Raw genomic sequence first — 14,590 nt, 5'->3', positions numbered from 1 at the left:
TCAGCGCACCTTCAACGTGGCCAGGCCGATCAGTACGAGCACGACGGAGATGATCCAGAAGCGCACGATCACGCGCGGCTCGGGCCAGCCCTTCAGTTCGAAATGGTGGTGGATCGGCGCCATGCGGAACACGCGCTTGCCGGTCAGCTTGAACGAGGCGACCTGGATCATCACCGACAGCGTTTCGATCACGAACACGCCGCCCATGATCACCAGCACCAGTTCCTGGCGGGTGATCACTGCGATCGTGCCCAGCACCGCGCCCAGCGCCAGCGCGCCGATGTCGCCCATGAAGACCATGGCCGGATAGGTGTTGAACCACAGGAAGCCCAGGCCCGCGCCCGCGATGGCCGCGCAGATGATGACCAGCTCACCGGCGCCCGGAATCTGCGGGATCTGCAGGTAGTTGGCGAACACCACGTTGCCCGAGGCATAGGCGAACACGCCCAGCGCGCAGGCCACCAGCACGGTCGGCATGATCGCCAGGCCGTCCAGGCCGTCGGTCAGGTTCACCGCGTTGGAGAAGCCGACGATCCAGAAGTAGGCGATGGCCACGAAGCCGATGCCGGCCAGCGGCAGCGCCACCGACTTGAACATCGGGATGTAGAAGGTCAGCGCGGCCGGCACGTCGGCCGTATAGAACAGGAACAGGCCCGCAGCCAGGCCGAAGATCGACTGCAGCAGGTACTTCCAGCGCGACTTCAGGCCGTTCGGGTCGCGACGGACGATCTTGATCCAGTCGTCATACCAGCCGATGGCGCCGAAGCACAGCATCACCGCCAGCACCAGCCACACGTAGCGGTTGCGCAGGTCGGCCCACATCAGCACCGACAGGGTGATGGTGAGCAGGATCAGCGAACCGCCCATGGTCGGCGTGCCGGCCTTGGAGAAATGGGTCTGCGGACCGTCCTTGCGGATCGGCTGGCCGCCCTTGAACTGGGCAAGCTTGCGGATCATCGCCGGGCCGAGCCACAGCGACAGGAACAGGGCCGTCAGCGCGGCAAGGATGGCGCGGAACGTCTGGTAGTTGAACAGCCCGAACAGGCTCTCCAACTGCTGCAACCATCGAGCCAGTTCATACAACATGCGGGGATTCCTCTCCTTGCGCCAGCAGCGCTTTGACAATCGTGTCCATGGCGCTGCCACGGGAACCCTTGACCAGGCAGCGCACGCCGGGGTGCAGCTCGTCCTTCAGCGCCTGCGACAGCGCGTCATGGGTGGTGAAGTGACGGCCGCCCTCGCCGAAGGCGGCGGCAGCGGCGGCGCTGAGCGGACCCAGCGCGTACAGGCGCTTGAGACCGGAAGCACGTGCACGCAGCCCGGCCTGCGCATGCAGCGCCTCGGCATCCGGGCCCAGCTCGCGCATGTCGCCCAGCACCAGCCAGCCCTCTTCCGGGGCAGCGGCCAGGGCATCGATGGCGGCGGCCAGTGAACCGGGGTTGGCGTTGTAGCTGTCATCCACCAGCACCGCGCCATTGCGCAGCTGGTGGGCGATCTGGCGGCCCGGCACCGGCTGCGCCTCGGCCAGACCAGCCGCGATCAGCGCCAGGTCGACACCGGCAGCCAGCGCCAGGCTGGCCGCGGCCAGCGCATTGCTGACGTTGTGGCGGCCCGGCAGGCCCAGCACCACGCGGGCTTCGCCCATCGGCGAAACCAGGGTGAACTGGCTGCCCTGGGCACCGGCACGGATGTCGCGCGCGGTGATGTCCGCGGTGTGCTCCAGGCCGTAGCGCAGCACGCGGCAGCGCGCCGGCGTGCCGACGAAATGCTGTTCGAACCAGCGGCCGTAGGCATCGTCGACGTTGATCACCGCCACGCCATCGGCCGGCAGCGCCGCGTAGATAGCGCCCTTGGTGACGGCCACGCCGAGCAGGCTGCCCATCCGCTCCAGATGGGCCGGTGCGATGTTGTTGACCAGTGCGTAGCGCGGGCGGGCGATATCGGTCAGGTAGGCGATGTCGCCCGGCTTGCCGGCGCCCATCTCGTAGACGGCGTAGTCGGCATCTTCCGGCGCGTCGATCACTGCCAGCGGCAGGCCGATCTCGTTGTTGCGGTTGCCCGGGTTGGCGTAGACCACTTTATGCGCGTGCTGCGCCACCTGCTGCAGGATCGACAGCAGCAGGCTCTTCACGCTGGTCTTGCCATTGCTGCCGGTAATCGCGAACACCTCGGTGTCGCGGTCGCGCTGCATGCCGGTGGCGATCTTCGCCAGCGCCAGCTCGCTGTCGGCCACCAGCACCTGCGGCAGCTCGATCGGCAGCAGGCGCTCGACCAGCAGCGCACTGGCGCCGCGCACCTGCGCATCGGTGGCGAAATCATGGCCGTCGAAACGCTCACCGCGCAGTGCCACGTACAGGCTGCCCGGGCCGAGGCTGCGGGTGTCATTGCTGACCGCATCGATGGCCACGTCGTCGCCATGGATCTCACCGCCGGCCCAGTGCGCGATCAGCGAAAGCAGGGTGCGCTTCATGCGATGCCCTCCCCGGCCTGCGCGGCCAACACGCCAGCCTTGGCAGCCAACGCAGCGGCAGCCACTTCGGTGTCGTCGAAGTCATGGCGAACGCCATTGACCTCCTGGTACGGCTCGTGGCCCTTGCCGGCGATCAGGATGATGTCGCCGGCACCGGCACGCTTCACCGCCAGGCCGATCGCGCGCGCGCGGCTGCGCTGCACGGTCACGGCATCGGCATTCTGGAAGCCGGCCAGGATGTCGGCCACGATCACGTCGCCGTCCTCGCCACGCGGGTTGTCGTCGGTGACGATGACCTGGTTGGCCAGGCGCTCGGCAATGGCGGCCATCTGCGGGCGCTTGCCGGTGTCACGTTCGCCACCGCAGCCGAACACGCAGAACAGCGCGCCGTGCAGGTGGCCGTGCAGGCTGTCCAGCGCCTGTTCCAGTGCGTCCGGGGTATGCGCGTAATCCACCACCACGGTCGGCAGGCCGTCTTCGCCGCCCAAGCGGTTCATGCGGCCACGGATCGGCTGCAGCGCCGACAGCACTTCGGCGATGCGCGGCAGCGGCTGGCCCTGCGCGTGCAGGGTGCCGGCCACGGCCAGCAGGTTGTCCACGTTGAAGCGGCCCAGCAGCGGCGACTGCACGGCGGCACGCTGGCCGTCAATGACCAGTTCGAAGGCGATGCCACGGCCGTCCAGCTGCAGCGCTTCGGCGCGCACGCTGGCGTCGGTGGCACCGCGCGAGCTCAGGCCGATCGGCTGCACGCCCGCCGGCAGGCCGGCAAACAGCTGGCGGCCGAATGCATCATCCATGTTGACCACGGCGGCCTTCAGGCCCGGGCGATGGAACAGCCGCGCCTTGGCCGCGCCGTAGCTGGCCATGTCGCCGTGGTAGTCCAGATGGTCGCGGGTGAGGTTGGTGAACACCGCCACGTCATAGTGCACGGCATCCACGCGGCCCTGGTCCAGCGCATGCGAGCTGACTTCCATCGCCACCGCACGTGCACCGGCATCGCGCAGCTGCGCCAGCAGCGCATGCATCTGCAGCACCAGCGGCGTGGTGAAGCCGGTCGGTTCGACCGCACCATAAAGTCCGGCACCCAGCGTGCCGATACTGCCACTGGGCGTACCGAGCAGGTGCCAAGCCTGGGCCAGCAGCTGCACGGTGGAGGTCTTGCCGTTGGTGCCGGTCACGCCGACCATCGCCATCGCCCGCGACGGCGCGCCATGGAACTGGTCGGCCATCGCACCCATGCGCGCGCGCAGGCCCGGCACGGCGATCGCATCGGCCGGTGCCGGAAGCTCGGCAGGCGCCGGAGGCTCGAACAGGATGGCGCTGGCACCGGCCGCGCGGGCCTGCTCGACAAAGCCCAGGCCATGCGCGCCGAACCCGGCGATGGCAACGAAGGCATTACCGGGGCGCACGGCGCGGCTGTCCAGCACCAGGCCGGTCAGAACGGGGTCATGGCCCGCCAGGGCCACGTCCGGAAGCAACTGCGAAAGCAACATCGAAGGACTCATTGCGTGCCTCCCGTAGCGGGCGGCGTCTGGGCATGCGCGCTCGGCAGCGCAGCATCGAATTCAGCGGCGGCATCCACCGGCAGTGCGGCTTCGGCCGGCGGCGCAGGCAGGATCGAGGCCGAATGGCCGACCTTGCCGGACTGCTGGGCGGCCAGCCACGACTGCAGGTCGTCCAGCGGCACGTCCATCAGGCGCAGGGTGCCTTCCATCACGTTGTGATAGACCGGCGCCGACACCAGGCCGCCGTAGAACTTGCCGGCCTGCGGGTCGTTGATGACGATGACGGTGGCGAAACGCGGGTTGGTGGCCGGCACCACGCCGGCGAACAGCGCGTTGTAGTGGCCGCGCTCGTAACCGCCGGGGCCGGCCTTGCGCGCGGTACCGGTCTTGCCGGCCACGCGGTAGCCCAGCACCGCCGCCTGCTTGGCGCCGCCCTGGGTCACCACCGTTTCCATCATCGCCACCACCTGCTTGGCGACGTTCTCGTCGATGATCTGCTGGCCTTCGTTGCGCTGGCCCTTGACGAAGGTCGGCGCGATCAGGCGACCGCCGTTGGCCAGCGCCGAGTAGGCCGTGGCGATCTGCAGCGGGGTGACGTTCAGGCCATAGCCGTAGGACATGGTGGTCTTGGTGGTGCCCGACCAGCGCGCCGGGCGCAGCACCACGCCACCGGATTCACCCGGGAAACCGCTGTGCGGCACCGAGCCATAACCGAAGCGGCGCACACCGTCGTAGAACACCTGGTCCGGCATCTTCGCCGCGACCTTGGCCGCACCCACGTTCGAGCTGCGGGTGATCACGCCAGTCACGTTCAGCACGCCGTTGTTGCGCGGCACGTCGCGGATGGTGAAGCGGCCCAGGGTCATGTAACCCGGGTTGGTGTCGATGATGGTGTCCTTGGTCACCGCACCGGCCTGCAGCGCAGTGGCGATGGTCAGCGGCTTCATCGTCGAACCCGGCTCGACCAGGTCGGTCACCGCACGGTTGCGGCGCGCATCGGGCAGCGCGCCGGTCAGCGAATTCGGGTTGTAGGTCGGCAGGTTGACCATGGCCAGGATCTCGCCGGTGGTCACGTCCATGATCACCATCGAACCGCCGGCTGCCTTGTTGGCCACCAGCGCGTTGCGCAGCTCCTTGAAGGCCAGGTACTGGATGCGGCGGTCGATGCTGAGGGTCAGGTCCTTGCCCGGTTCGGCGGCGCGCAGCAGATCGCTCTCGACGGTCTCGCCCTTGCGGTTGCGGATCACCCGCTTGGCGCCGGCCTTGCCGCGCAGCCATTCGTCGAACGCCAGCTCCAGGCCTTCCTGGCCGCGGTCGTCGATGTTGGTGAAGCCCAGCACGTGCGCCATCGCCTCACCCTGCGGGTAGAAGCGGCGGAACTCGCGCTGCGCGGCCACGCCCGGAATCTTCAGCGCGACCACCTTCTCTGCTTCGTCCGGATTGATCCGGCGGCGCAGGTACATGAATTCCTTGTCCGACTTCTGCGACAGGCGGCTGCTCAGCTCATCCACCGACATGCCGACCGCCTGGGCCAGCTCGGGGATGCGCTCGGGCGAACGCAGCAGGTCCTGCGGGTTGACCCAGATCGAGGCAACCGGCGTGGACACCGCCAGCGGCTCGCCGTTGCGGTCGGTGATCATGCCGCGCGAGGTCTTGATCGGCAGCTCGCGCAGATAACGGGCCTCGCCCTGGCGCTGGTAGAAGTCGCTGTTGATGATCTGCACGTAGGCCGCGCGGCCGACCAGCGACACCGAGCACAGGCCCAGCGCCAGCGCGACCCAGCGCAGGCGCTGGCGCAGGTTGAAGGCGTTGCGCGGGCGGTTGCGGCCGGTCTTGCTCATGGCCGCACCACCACGATGTCGGCGGCCTCGGGGAATTTCATGCCGAGCTTTTCGCGGGCGATGCGATCGACACGGTTGGCTTCGGCCAGGGTGGCCTGTTCCAGCTGCAGGCGGCCGAACTCCAGGTTGATGTCATCGCGCTTGCGCTCGGCGCGCGACAGCTCGATGAACGTCTGCCGGTGACGGTGACGCACGAACACGACGCCGATCGCCGAGGCCACGGTCGAGGCCAACAGGATGATCAGCAGCAGCCGGCTCATGCATCGGCCTCCTGCTTCTGGGCCACGCGCAGCACGGCGCTGCGGGCACGCGGATTGGCCGCCAGCTCTTCGTCGGTGGCCTTGATGGCGCCGCCGATCAGATCCAGGATGGGCACGAACACCTCCGCCTCGGGCAGGCGGCGGTTGGCCGGCGGCGCCTTGGCCAGGCGGTTCATGTACTGCTTGACGATGCGGTCTTCCAGCGAATGGAAGCTGATGATCGCCAGGCGGCCACCGGGCTTGAGCCGCTCCACCGCGGCATCGAGGCCGGCTTCCAGATCAGCCAGTTCGCGGTTGATGTGGATGCGGATGGCCTGGAAGCTGCGCGTGGCCGGGTGGATCTTGTCCTTTCCACGCGGCATCACCGAGGCGATCAGCTCGGCCAGTTCGGCGGTGCGGGTGAACGGCTGCTTCTCGCGGCGGGCCACGATGGCACGCGCGATGCGGCGGCTCTGGCGCTCTTCGCCGTAGGTCCACAGCACATCGGCGATCTCGCGGTCTTCGACGCGATTGATCCACTGCGCGGCACTTTCGCCACTGTCCGGGTCCATGCGCATGTCCAGCGGGCCGTCCTTGCCGAAGCTGAAGCCACGCTCGGCCACGTCCAGCTGCGGCGACGACACGCCCAGGTCGAACAGCACGCCGTCCAGCCCTTCGGCCGTCGCATCCCACTGCAGCAGCTGGGCGAAGCTGCCACGGAAGATGGACACGCGCGGGTCCGGCGCGAAATCGCGCTCGGCTACGGCGATGGCTTCCGGATCCTTGTCCATGACCAGCAGGCGCCCCTCGGGACCCAACTGGGTAAGCACGCCACGTGCATGACCGCCACGACCGAACGTGCCATCCAGATAACGTCCGTTTTCGATCACCCTCAGGCCTTCAAGGACCTGGGTGTACAGGACCGGCAGGTGCACCGCCGGCGACTGCGACACCGGAAGGTGACCGGCCTGCGCTTCTGGGCGCATCCGGGCACCCCGGCTCACAACTTCAGGTCGAGCAACCCATCACCCAGATCCTCGTCAGACAACGTCTGCTGGATCAGGGCCCGATGCGCCTGCTCGCTCCACAATTCGAACTTGTCGCCCATACCGAGCAATACCGCCTTCTTCTCAATGCCCACCGCACCGCGGTGGCTGGCGGGGATGCTGATGCGACCGTTGCCGTCCAGCTCCAGATGGGCGGCCGAACCGACCAGCTTCTGCTGCAACAGGCGCACGACGCGCTGGGTGTTGGGCTTGGACATCACATCGTCGCGGACCCGCTCCCATTCCGACTCTGCGTACAGCCACAGGCAGCCGGCTTCGAACGGGTTGTAGGTCAGTACGAGACGGTTGTTGCTGGCGCGCGCGACGAGGTCGCGGTGTGCGGTGGGAACCGCCATGCGCCCTTTATCGTCAACTGTGATGGCCGTCTCGCCCTGGAACACGACGCGTGCACCTATCCTTCGCCCGGTGAAACATTGAACCACGAAAACCCACAAAACACCCGGATTTCCCTCTGATGCCCACCTTAGCAGCGGGCCGAGGGTTGTCAACAACTTTTCAGCAGGGAAATCGCCAGCCGCATCAATGGCTTGCAACAACCTTTAGAGAATTGTTCAAGGCTTATCCACAAGTTGCTGATCCGTCTCAATTTTTGAGATTGAACGGAAGTTCAGGGGTGTGGACAGGGCGTGAAACATCGGCCGCGCATTCATCCAGAGCGGGCCAAAAACGGCGCCGGACTGCGCAAACCGTGCACAATGACGCCATGTGCCTGCTCGCTCTTGGCTGGATGCACCACCCGCGCTGGCGGCTGGTGATGACCGGCAACCGTGATGAGTTCCACGCCCGCCCGACGGCGGCGCTGGCCCCCTGGCAAGATGAGACCTCCGTCATCGGCGGGCGCGACCTGCGCTCCGGTGGCGGCTGGGCCGGGGTGGGTGCCTCGGGCCGGATGGCGGTGGTCACCAATGTCCGCGATCCGCTGGCCGCCCAGACCGGTCCGTCGCGCGGCGCGCTGGTGGCTGACTTCCTGCGCGGCCGCGACCCGGCGGCCGTGCACATCGACCGCCTGGCGGCCGTGGCCGGCGCCTATGCCCCGTTCAACCTGCTGCTGGCCGACGGCAACAGCCTGGAGTACCTGGGCAACCACCCGGCCGAGCGCCAGACCCTCGGCCCCGGTGTACACGGCATGTCCAACGGTGCATTGGACGCCCCCTGGCCCAAGACCCGGCGGCTGATGGCCGCGCTTTCGGCCTGGCTGCAGTCCGGCGATGGCGAGCTGGCCCCGCTGTGGACCGCGCTGGCCGACGAACACCGCCCCGCCGACGGCGAGCTGCCCGATACCGGCATCGGCCTGGAACGCGAACGCTGGCTGAGCCCGGCCTTCATCCGCGGCGACGACTACGGCACCCGCGCCAGCACCGTGCTGCTGATCGATGCCGACGGCCACGGCGAGATCCACGAGCGCCGCTTCGGTCCGCAGGGCGTCGCACTCGGCCAGAGCCGCGTCGCCTTCTGACCCTGTACCCGTTTTCTGTGTCTATAAATGTCTAGCTGCACGCCACACGATGACTGGGCGCGGTCCTGCCGCGCACCTGACCGATCCACAGGGAGTCTTCGATGCGTCGCGTTCTTGTTCTTGCTGCCACCCACCTGCTCACCCTCGGCCTCGGCTTTGGCCTGGGCGTCTACCTGCTGCCGATCCTGATCGCCCCCGACGATCCCCCTGCCGCGCAGGTGCAGGACGCCATGGGCAAGGCCGCCTACCACACCACCTTCCGGCGCGACCTCAAGGGCAGCGATGCGGTGCACTGGGCCGAAGGCAAGGTCAGCGTCAGCGCCACCCAGGTGGCCTTCGACGGAAAGATGGGGCCGGGGCCGGACTACAAGGTCTACCTGGTGCACGGCTTCGTCGACAACAAGGCCGACTTCCTGAAGGTCAAGGCACAGTCCCGGCGCATCGGCGAGGTGAAGACCTTCAGCCGTTTCCTGGTCGATGTACCTGATGACGTCAACGTGGACGACTACACCACGGTCGTGGTGTGGTGCGAGCGCTTCTCGCAGTTCATTTCCGCCGGGCAGTACCGCACGCCGGGCTGACGACGGCATGGCGCCCTGGTAGTGCCGGCCGCTGGCCGGCATTGCCGAGGCGCGGTGTGCGCCGATGAAGAAAGGAGGCGGAGCCGGCCGATAAGCCGGGTTCTGTCGTGGACAGTCATTCCTCTAGGCGTTACGTCACCGCAACGCTCAAGCAACCTACCCGGATCCAACGCGGGCCGCGCCAAAGGATCCCTATTTGGTCTTGCTCCAGGTGGGGTTTGCCGTGCCGGTCTGTTGCCAGACTCGCGGTGCGCTCTTACCGCACCATTTCACCCTTACCGGCCTTCCGAAGAAGACGTAGGCGGTATCTTTCTGTTGCACTTTCCGTCGGCTTTCGCCGCCCAGGCGTTACCTGGCACCTTGCCCTATGGAGCCCGGACTTTCCTCGGCACCCCCGAAGGGATGACGCGACTGTCTGGCCGGCTCCGCCAGCGCGCATTCTAGCGCACGCGCGCGCTTCCTGCCGCGCTGATCGCGGCATCCGGCTCATCCATCCACGCATGGCGTGGATCTACCGATGCCGCTGCCCGGGTGGGTGCGGATTCCGCTCTGGTGAGTGCGGATTCCGCTCTGGTGGGTGCGGATTCCGCTCTGGTGGGTGCGGACCTTGGTCCGCACGATCCATCAACTGCCGTACAACGCCTTGCGCGGTGCACCGGTCAGTTCGGCGGCCAGCTTGGCGGCCGTCGACGGCGGCAGGTGTTCGCTCAGCGTGGCGTAGACGCGGCGGCCATGCGCCAGCTGCGCCTCCTCATCATCACCAGCACCCTGCACCATCACCACGAACTCGCCCTTGCGCTGGTTCTCGTCGCCTTCCACCTTCGCCAGCAGACCCGCCAGGTCGCCATCCAGCACGGTCTCGAACAGCTTGGTCAGCTCGCGCGCCAGCACCGCCGGGCGCTCGCCGCCGAAGATCGCGGCCATGTCGGCCAGCGACTCGGCGATGCGGTGCGAGGATTCGTAGAACACCATCGTGCGCACTTCGCCGGCCAGCAGCTGCAGGCGGTCACGGCGTCCGCTGGCCTTGGCCGGCAGGAAGCCCTCGAAGCTGAAGCGGTCGCTGGGCAACCCGGCCACGCTCAGCGCGGCGATGGCCGCGCAGGCGCCCGGAATCGGGCTGACCTTGATGCCGGCCGCGCGCGCGGCACGCACCAGGCGGAAACCGGGGTCGCTGACCAGCGGGGTGCCGGCATCGCTGACCAGGGCCAGCGATTCACCGGCCTGCAACCGCGACACCAGGCGCTGCGACAGCGCTTCCTCGTTGTGTTCGTGCAGGGCCACCAGCGGCTGCTGGATGCCGAAATGGGACAGCAGCTGGCCGCTGCGGCGGGTGTCCTCGGCACAGATGGCGGCCACCGAACGCAGCACCTCCTGCGCGCGCGGGCTCAGATCGGCCAGGTTGCCGATCGGGGTGGCGACGACGTACAGGGTTGGCACACTCATTTCAGCGGTACTCACGGGGCAAGGGTAGAATCGTAGCGTGTACCCGGCCAAGGCCGCTGCCCTCATCGCATGGACCCGATCATGAACAAGCCCGCCGCACGGATCTCCGCCCTGTCGTTGTCGCTGATGCTGTTGGCCGGCTGTGCCACCACCAGCCTGACCAGCACGCCCGATTCGCCGGCCCAGAGCCAGGCGCTGGCGCTGATCGAACAGGGCAAGCCGCGCGACGCCGCATTGCAGCTGGAAGGCCTGGCCGCCACCCTGCGCGGGGGTGCCCGCAGCAACGCCTTGGCCGACGCGGCCTGGGCCTGGCACCTGGCCGGCGACAGCGCCCGCGCGCGCAGCCTGCTGGGCCAGCTCACCGCCCGCCAGCTGACCGGCGCCAGCCTGCAGCGTTACCAGCTGACCGGTGCCGAGCTGGCGCTGGCCGACAAGCAACCGGCGCAGGCGCTGGCGCTGTTGAAGGATCATTCCGACAGCGTTGCGGTCGGCCTGCGCACCCGCTGGCTGCTGGCACGCGCCCAGGCACTGCAGGGCACCGGCGACGCCTTCGGTGCCGCCGCCGAGCGCGCCCGCGCCCACGCCGGTCTGGCGGGTGCTGCACGCAACGACAACCAGGCCGCCATCGCCGGCCTGCTCGGCACCCTCGACGACGCCAGCCTGCGCAGCCGTGCCGCGGCCCTGCCGGCCAACGACCCGCTGTACAACTTCGCCGGCCGTGCGCTGATCGCGCGCGGCCTGCCGCTGCCGCGCCCGTTCGATCGCGATGGCGCGGCCCAGTTCGATACCAGCAAGCGCCCGCCGGCACTGAGCGATGGCTACCGCCCGCCGGCCAAGCTGGCCGTGCTGCTGCCGCTCAGCGGCCGCCTGGCCACCGCCGCGCAGCCGGTGCGTGACGGCCTGCTGGCCGCCTACTACGGCGAGACCCGCCGCCGCCCGGACATCAACTTCATCGACACCGCCGGTACCCCGGCCGGTGCACTGGCCGCGTATGACAAGGCTGTCGCCTCCGGCGCCGACTTCGTGGTCGGCCCGCTGGGCCGCGACGAAGTGGACGCGGTGTACGGCCGCCAGCAGCTGCAGGTGCCGGTGCTGGCGCTGAACCGCGGCAAGGATGCACCGCCGGCCGGCAGCGCCGGCTTCTCGCTGGCCCCGGAAGACGACGGCATCGTGGCCGCCGAATACCTGCGTGGCCGCGAGCGAGGCAAGGCACTGGTGATCAACAGCGCCGACGACACCGGCCGCCGTGCCGCCGCCGCCTTCGCGCAGCGCTTCGCCCAGCGTGGCGGTCAGGTGGTGGCCACGGTCGGCGTGACCGATGCGGTAGGGGATGTGGGTGCACAGGTGCGCAATGCCGGCCAGGTCGATGCCGTGTTCCTCGCCGTACGCGCACCGCAGGCGCGCCTGCTGGCGCCGCAGCTGGCACTGGCCGGTGCCGGTGGCGCGACCCGCGTCGGCACTTCGCAGCTGACAGTCGGCAGCGGCAAGGTGGAAGAAGACGTGGCGCTGGACGGCATCGTCTACCCGAACGAAGCCTGGAACGTACGCAGCGTGTCCGGCCTGCCGTCGTCCAGCCAGGTCGCCAGCACCCTGCCCAGCGCACGCGGTGCGGCCGGCCGCCTGTTCGCCTTCGGCGCCGACGCCTGGAAGATCACTGCCTACCTGGACAAGCTGTCCAACGAAGGCGGCCTGGACGGCGCCACCGGCACCCTGTTCCTGGACAGCAACGGCAACATCCTGCGCCAGCCGGCGTGGTCCACCTTCAATGGCGGCCGGCCGATGCCGATCGTCGGTGGTCGCTGAGCGCAGCCAACGTGGCTCGGCGGTGGAAGCCGCCGCCGAGCAGCATCTGCAACAGGCTGGCCTGCAGCCACGTGCGCGCAACGTGCGCTATCGCGGCGGCGAACTGGACCTGGTGATGGACGACGCCGGCACCGTGGTGTTCGTGGAAGTGCGTTACCGCGCGCGTTCGGACTTCGGTGGCGGCGCCGCGTCGGTGGATGCGCGCAAGTGCCGGCGCCTGGCGCATGCCGCGCAGCTGTACCTGCAGGACCACCCTGCGCTGGCCAATGCACCTTGCCGCTTCGATGTGGTCGAAGCCAGTGGCGAACCGCCACAGCTGCACTGGCTGCGTGATGCGTTCCGGTTGGACGACTGCTGATGGCAACCCTTCGTTTCGGTAGAGGCCGACCTTGGTCGGCGCCCACATGCTCTGGTAGTGGCCGACCTTGGTCGGCGCCCACATGCTCTGGTAGTGGCCGACCTTGGTCGGCGCTTCTGTGCCAACCAAGGTTGGCACCTACCAAGAGCGCGCAGCCCAGCGGAGGCCGACCTTGGTCGGCGCCCACCTGTTCTGGTAGAGGCCGACCTTGGTCGGCGCTTCTGTGCCAACCAAGGTTGGCACCTACCAGAAGCGGGCAGCCCGGTAGAGGCCGACCTTGGTCGGCGCCCACCAGGGCGCGTCTCCCCGTTGATACCTCTGTTTCCCCACGAGATCCGTCATGAGTACCGCACTGCCCGCCGCACTGATTGCCGAACTGTCCGCCCTGCTGGGCGCGGAGGGCTGGCGCATGGACGACAGCGCGCTGGAGGCGAACGCGCAGGACAACTCATGGCGCCACCAGCGCCCAGCGGCGGTGGCGCTGCCCGCCGATGTGGAACAGGTACAGGCGCTGGTGCGTGCCTGCCGCGCGCATGGCATCGCGCTGGTCGCGCGTGGCGCAGGCACCGGCACCACCGGTGCGGCGGTGCCACTGCCGGGCAGCATCGTGCTGTCGTTCACCCGCATGGACCGCATCGTCGAGATCCGCGCCGGTGACCGTTGCGCAGTCGTGCAGCCAGGCGTATTGAACGGCACCCTGCAGCAGGCGCTGGCACCGCACGGCCTGTTCTGGGCGCCAGACCCGTCCAGCGCAGATATCTGCAGCGTGGGCGGCAACCTGGCCTGCAATGCCGGCGGCCCGCGCGCGGTGAAGTACGGCACCAGCCGCGACAACGTGCTGGGCCTGGTGGCGGTCACCGGCACCGGCGAGGTGATCCGCTGCGGCGGCGCCTACACCAAGGATTCCACCGGCTATGACCTCACCCACCTGCTGGTGGGCAGCGAGGGCACGTTGGCACTGATCGTGGAAGCCACCTTGAAGCTGACCCCGCTGCCGGTCAGCCAGGCCGGTCTGCGCGTGCTGTACCGCGATGCCGATGCTGCCGCCGCCGCAGTATCGCGTCTGATGTCACAGCCGGTGGTGCCCACGCGCCTGGAATTCATGGACGCACGCAGCCTTGAACTGCTGCGGCTCAACGGCGCCGAAGTACCCGAGGCCGGTGCGATGCTGCTGGTCGAAGCCGATGGCGACCACGACACCCTGCCCTACCTGCTGCAGGCACTGGCCAGCGCCGCTGAAGGCGACGGCATGATCGCGCTGGACGTGGCGATGGAAGGCCGCGCGCGCGATCAGCTGTGGGCCGCACGCAAAGCCCTGTCGCCGGCACTGCGCAGTGTCGCCCCGGGCAAGATCAACGAAGACGTGGTGGTACCGGTATCGCGCATTCCCGATCTGGTGGCGGGCGTGCAGGCACTGGCACGTGACTACACGCTCACCATCGTCACCTTCGGTCATGCCGGCAACGGCAACCTGCACGTCAACATCCTGTACCACCCGGACGATGCCGACGAGAATGCACGCGCACACGCCGCGCTGCCGAAGATCTTCGAACTGACGCTGGCACTGGGTGGCACGCTGTCCGGCGAGCATGGCATAGGCCTGGCCAAGCGCGATTTCATGGCCAGGGCCTTCAGCGCGGAAACACTGGCGACGATGCGCGCGATCAAGGCCGCGCTGGACCCGGATGGCATCCTCAACCCCGGCAAGGTGCTGCCACCGGCCTGAGGACGTGCAACGCTTTCGTAGAGTCGAGCTTGCTCGACTGCCTTTGCGCCAGGCGTAGAGTCGAGCTTGCTCGACTGTTGTCGGCCGCAGTCGAGCAAGCT

The 14,590-nt window shown here is 68.4% G+C and carries 13 protein-coding genes and 1 other RNA gene; 5 read left to right on the top strand and 9 right to left on the bottom strand.

Annotation, left to right across the window (positions count from 1 at the left end):
* From mraY to mraZ, 7 genes are read right to left on the bottom strand one after another with little or no spacing between them, the layout of a single operon-like run.
* Positions 1 to 1,086, bottom strand: coding sequence for a phospho-N-acetylmuramoyl-pentapeptide-transferase (gene mraY, locus O0J73_RS07710; protein ID WP_004154219.1), 1,086 nt, complete (start codon positions 1,084 to 1,086; stop codon positions 1 to 3).
* On the bottom strand, positions 1,076 to 2,470 hold the full coding sequence (gene murF, locus O0J73_RS07705) for a UDP-N-acetylmuramoyl-tripeptide--D-alanyl-D-alanine ligase (protein WP_197563828.1): 1,395 nt from the start codon (positions 2,468 to 2,470) through the stop codon (positions 1,076 to 1,078). Before murF ends, mraY begins: the two co-directional genes overlap by 11 nt.
* Entirely contained in the window at positions 2,467 to 3,975 is a 1,509-nt protein-coding gene (locus O0J73_RS07700) for a UDP-N-acetylmuramoyl-L-alanyl-D-glutamate--2,6-diaminopimelate ligase (RefSeq protein WP_004154217.1), read from the bottom strand. The genes murF and O0J73_RS07700 overlap by 4 nt, the downstream gene beginning before the upstream one ends.
* The gene (locus O0J73_RS07695; protein WP_004154216.1) at positions 3,972 to 5,816 is read right to left on the bottom strand and encodes a penicillin-binding transpeptidase domain-containing protein; all 1,845 of its coding nucleotides are present in this window, start codon (positions 5,814 to 5,816) and stop codon (positions 3,972 to 3,974) included. Before O0J73_RS07695 ends, O0J73_RS07700 begins: the two co-directional genes overlap by 4 nt.
* The gene (gene ftsL / locus O0J73_RS07690; RefSeq protein ID WP_005412242.1) at positions 5,813 to 6,076 is read right to left on the bottom strand and encodes a cell division protein FtsL; all 264 of its coding nucleotides are present in this window, start codon (positions 6,074 to 6,076) and stop codon (positions 5,813 to 5,815) included. The genes O0J73_RS07695 and ftsL overlap by 4 nt, the downstream gene beginning before the upstream one ends.
* Positions 6,073 to 7,041, bottom strand: coding sequence for a 16S rRNA (cytosine(1402)-N(4))-methyltransferase RsmH (gene rsmH / locus O0J73_RS07685; protein WP_308308415.1), 969 nt, complete (start codon positions 7,039 to 7,041; stop codon positions 6,073 to 6,075). The genes ftsL and rsmH overlap by 4 nt, the downstream gene beginning before the upstream one ends.
* 14 nt (positions 7,042 to 7,055) lie before the next feature.
* Positions 7,056 to 7,502, bottom strand: a complete 447-nt coding sequence (mraZ, locus tag O0J73_RS07680) for a division/cell wall cluster transcriptional repressor MraZ (RefSeq protein ID WP_308308413.1) — start codon at positions 7,500 to 7,502, stop codon at positions 7,056 to 7,058.
* A gap of 323 nt (positions 7,503 to 7,825) precedes the next feature.
* Here mraZ and O0J73_RS07675 point away from each other — a divergent pair, with 323 nt between their 5' ends.
* Positions 7,826 to 8,578, top strand: a complete 753-nt coding sequence (locus tag O0J73_RS07675; protein ID WP_308308412.1) for an NRDE family protein — start codon at positions 7,826 to 7,828, stop codon at positions 8,576 to 8,578.
* 101 nt (positions 8,579 to 8,679) lie between these two features.
* Positions 8,680 to 9,159 (top strand): DM13 domain-containing protein, encoded by a 480-nt coding sequence (locus O0J73_RS07670; protein ID WP_308308411.1) that lies wholly within the window; start codon positions 8,680 to 8,682, stop codon positions 9,157 to 9,159.
* A 75-nt stretch (positions 9,160 to 9,234) separates the two neighbouring features.
* Here O0J73_RS07670 and rnpB read toward each other — a convergent pair.
* Together rnpB and rsmI are read right to left on the bottom strand one after the other, a co-directional pair.
* Positions 9,235 to 9,586: RNase P RNA component class A (gene rnpB / locus O0J73_RS07665), an RNA gene on the bottom strand.
* A 197-nt stretch (positions 9,587 to 9,783) separates the two neighbouring features.
* The gene (rsmI, locus tag O0J73_RS07660; RefSeq protein ID WP_049458141.1) at positions 9,784 to 10,602 is read right to left on the bottom strand and encodes a 16S rRNA (cytidine(1402)-2'-O)-methyltransferase; all 819 of its coding nucleotides are present in this window, start codon (positions 10,600 to 10,602) and stop codon (positions 9,784 to 9,786) included.
* Positions 10,603 to 10,683: 81 nt separating this feature from the next.
* Here rsmI and O0J73_RS07655 point away from each other — a divergent pair, with 81 nt between their 5' ends.
* The 3 genes from O0J73_RS07655 (at position 10,684) to O0J73_RS07645 (ending at position 14,489) form a co-directional block, all read left to right on the top strand.
* Positions 10,684 to 12,405: a penicillin-binding protein activator gene (locus O0J73_RS07655; protein WP_308308410.1), complete on the top strand. Its 1,722-nt coding sequence runs from the start codon at positions 10,684 to 10,686 to the stop codon at positions 12,403 to 12,405.
* A complete protein-coding gene (locus tag O0J73_RS07650) occupies positions 12,395 to 12,763 on the top strand; it encodes a YraN family protein (protein WP_032953931.1) in 369 nt (122 codons plus the stop codon). The genes O0J73_RS07655 and O0J73_RS07650 overlap by 11 nt, the downstream gene beginning before the upstream one ends.
* 340 nt (positions 12,764 to 13,103) lie before the next feature.
* Positions 13,104 to 14,489: an FAD-linked oxidase C-terminal domain-containing protein gene (locus tag O0J73_RS07645; RefSeq protein WP_308308409.1), complete on the top strand. Its 1,386-nt coding sequence runs from the start codon at positions 13,104 to 13,106 to the stop codon at positions 14,487 to 14,489.
* The last annotated feature ends 101 nt before the right edge of the window (positions 14,490 to 14,590 follow it).

It is taken from the genome of Stenotrophomonas sp. Sm6012 (assembly GCF_030985895.1).
GTDB lineage: Bacteria > Pseudomonadota > Gammaproteobacteria > Xanthomonadales > Xanthomonadaceae > Stenotrophomonas > Stenotrophomonas forensis.
This window is presented reverse-complemented; position numbering and strand designations above follow the sequence as displayed.

Bases quoted from the DNA above. Each gene is read 5' to 3' on its own strand.
- ftsL (WP_005412242.1), bottom strand. From the start codon at position 6,076: ATGAGCCGGCTGCTGCTGATCATCCTGTTGGCCTCGACCGTGGCCTCG.
- O0J73_RS07675 (WP_308308412.1), top strand. From the start codon at position 7,826: ATGTGCCTGCTCGCTCTTGGCTGGATGCACCACCCGCGCTGGCGGCTG.
- O0J73_RS07655 (WP_308308410.1), top strand. From the start codon at position 10,684: ATGAACAAGCCCGCCGCACGGATCTCCGCCCTGTCGTTGTCGCTGATG.
- rsmI (WP_049458141.1), bottom strand. From the start codon at position 10,602: ATGAGTGTGCCAACCCTGTACGTCGTCGCCACCCCGATCGGCAACCTG.
- murF (WP_197563828.1), bottom strand. From the start codon at position 2,470: ATGAAGCGCACCCTGCTTTCGCTGATCGCGCACTGGGCCGGCGGTGAG.
- rsmH (WP_308308415.1), bottom strand. From the start codon at position 7,041: ATGCGCCCAGAAGCGCAGGCCGGTCACCTTCCGGTGTCGCAGTCGCCG.
- O0J73_RS07670 (WP_308308411.1), top strand. From the start codon at position 8,680: ATGCGTCGCGTTCTTGTTCTTGCTGCCACCCACCTGCTCACCCTCGGC.
- O0J73_RS07700 (WP_004154217.1), bottom strand. From the start codon at position 3,975: ATGAGTCCTTCGATGTTGCTTTCGCAGTTGCTTCCGGACGTGGCCCTG.
- O0J73_RS07645 (WP_308308409.1), top strand. From the start codon at position 13,104: ATGAGTACCGCACTGCCCGCCGCACTGATTGCCGAACTGTCCGCCCTG.
- mraY (WP_004154219.1), bottom strand. From the start codon at position 1,086: ATGTTGTATGAACTGGCTCGATGGTTGCAGCAGTTGGAGAGCCTGTTC.
- O0J73_RS07695 (WP_004154216.1), bottom strand. From the start codon at position 5,816: ATGAGCAAGACCGGCCGCAACCGCCCGCGCAACGCCTTCAACCTGCGC.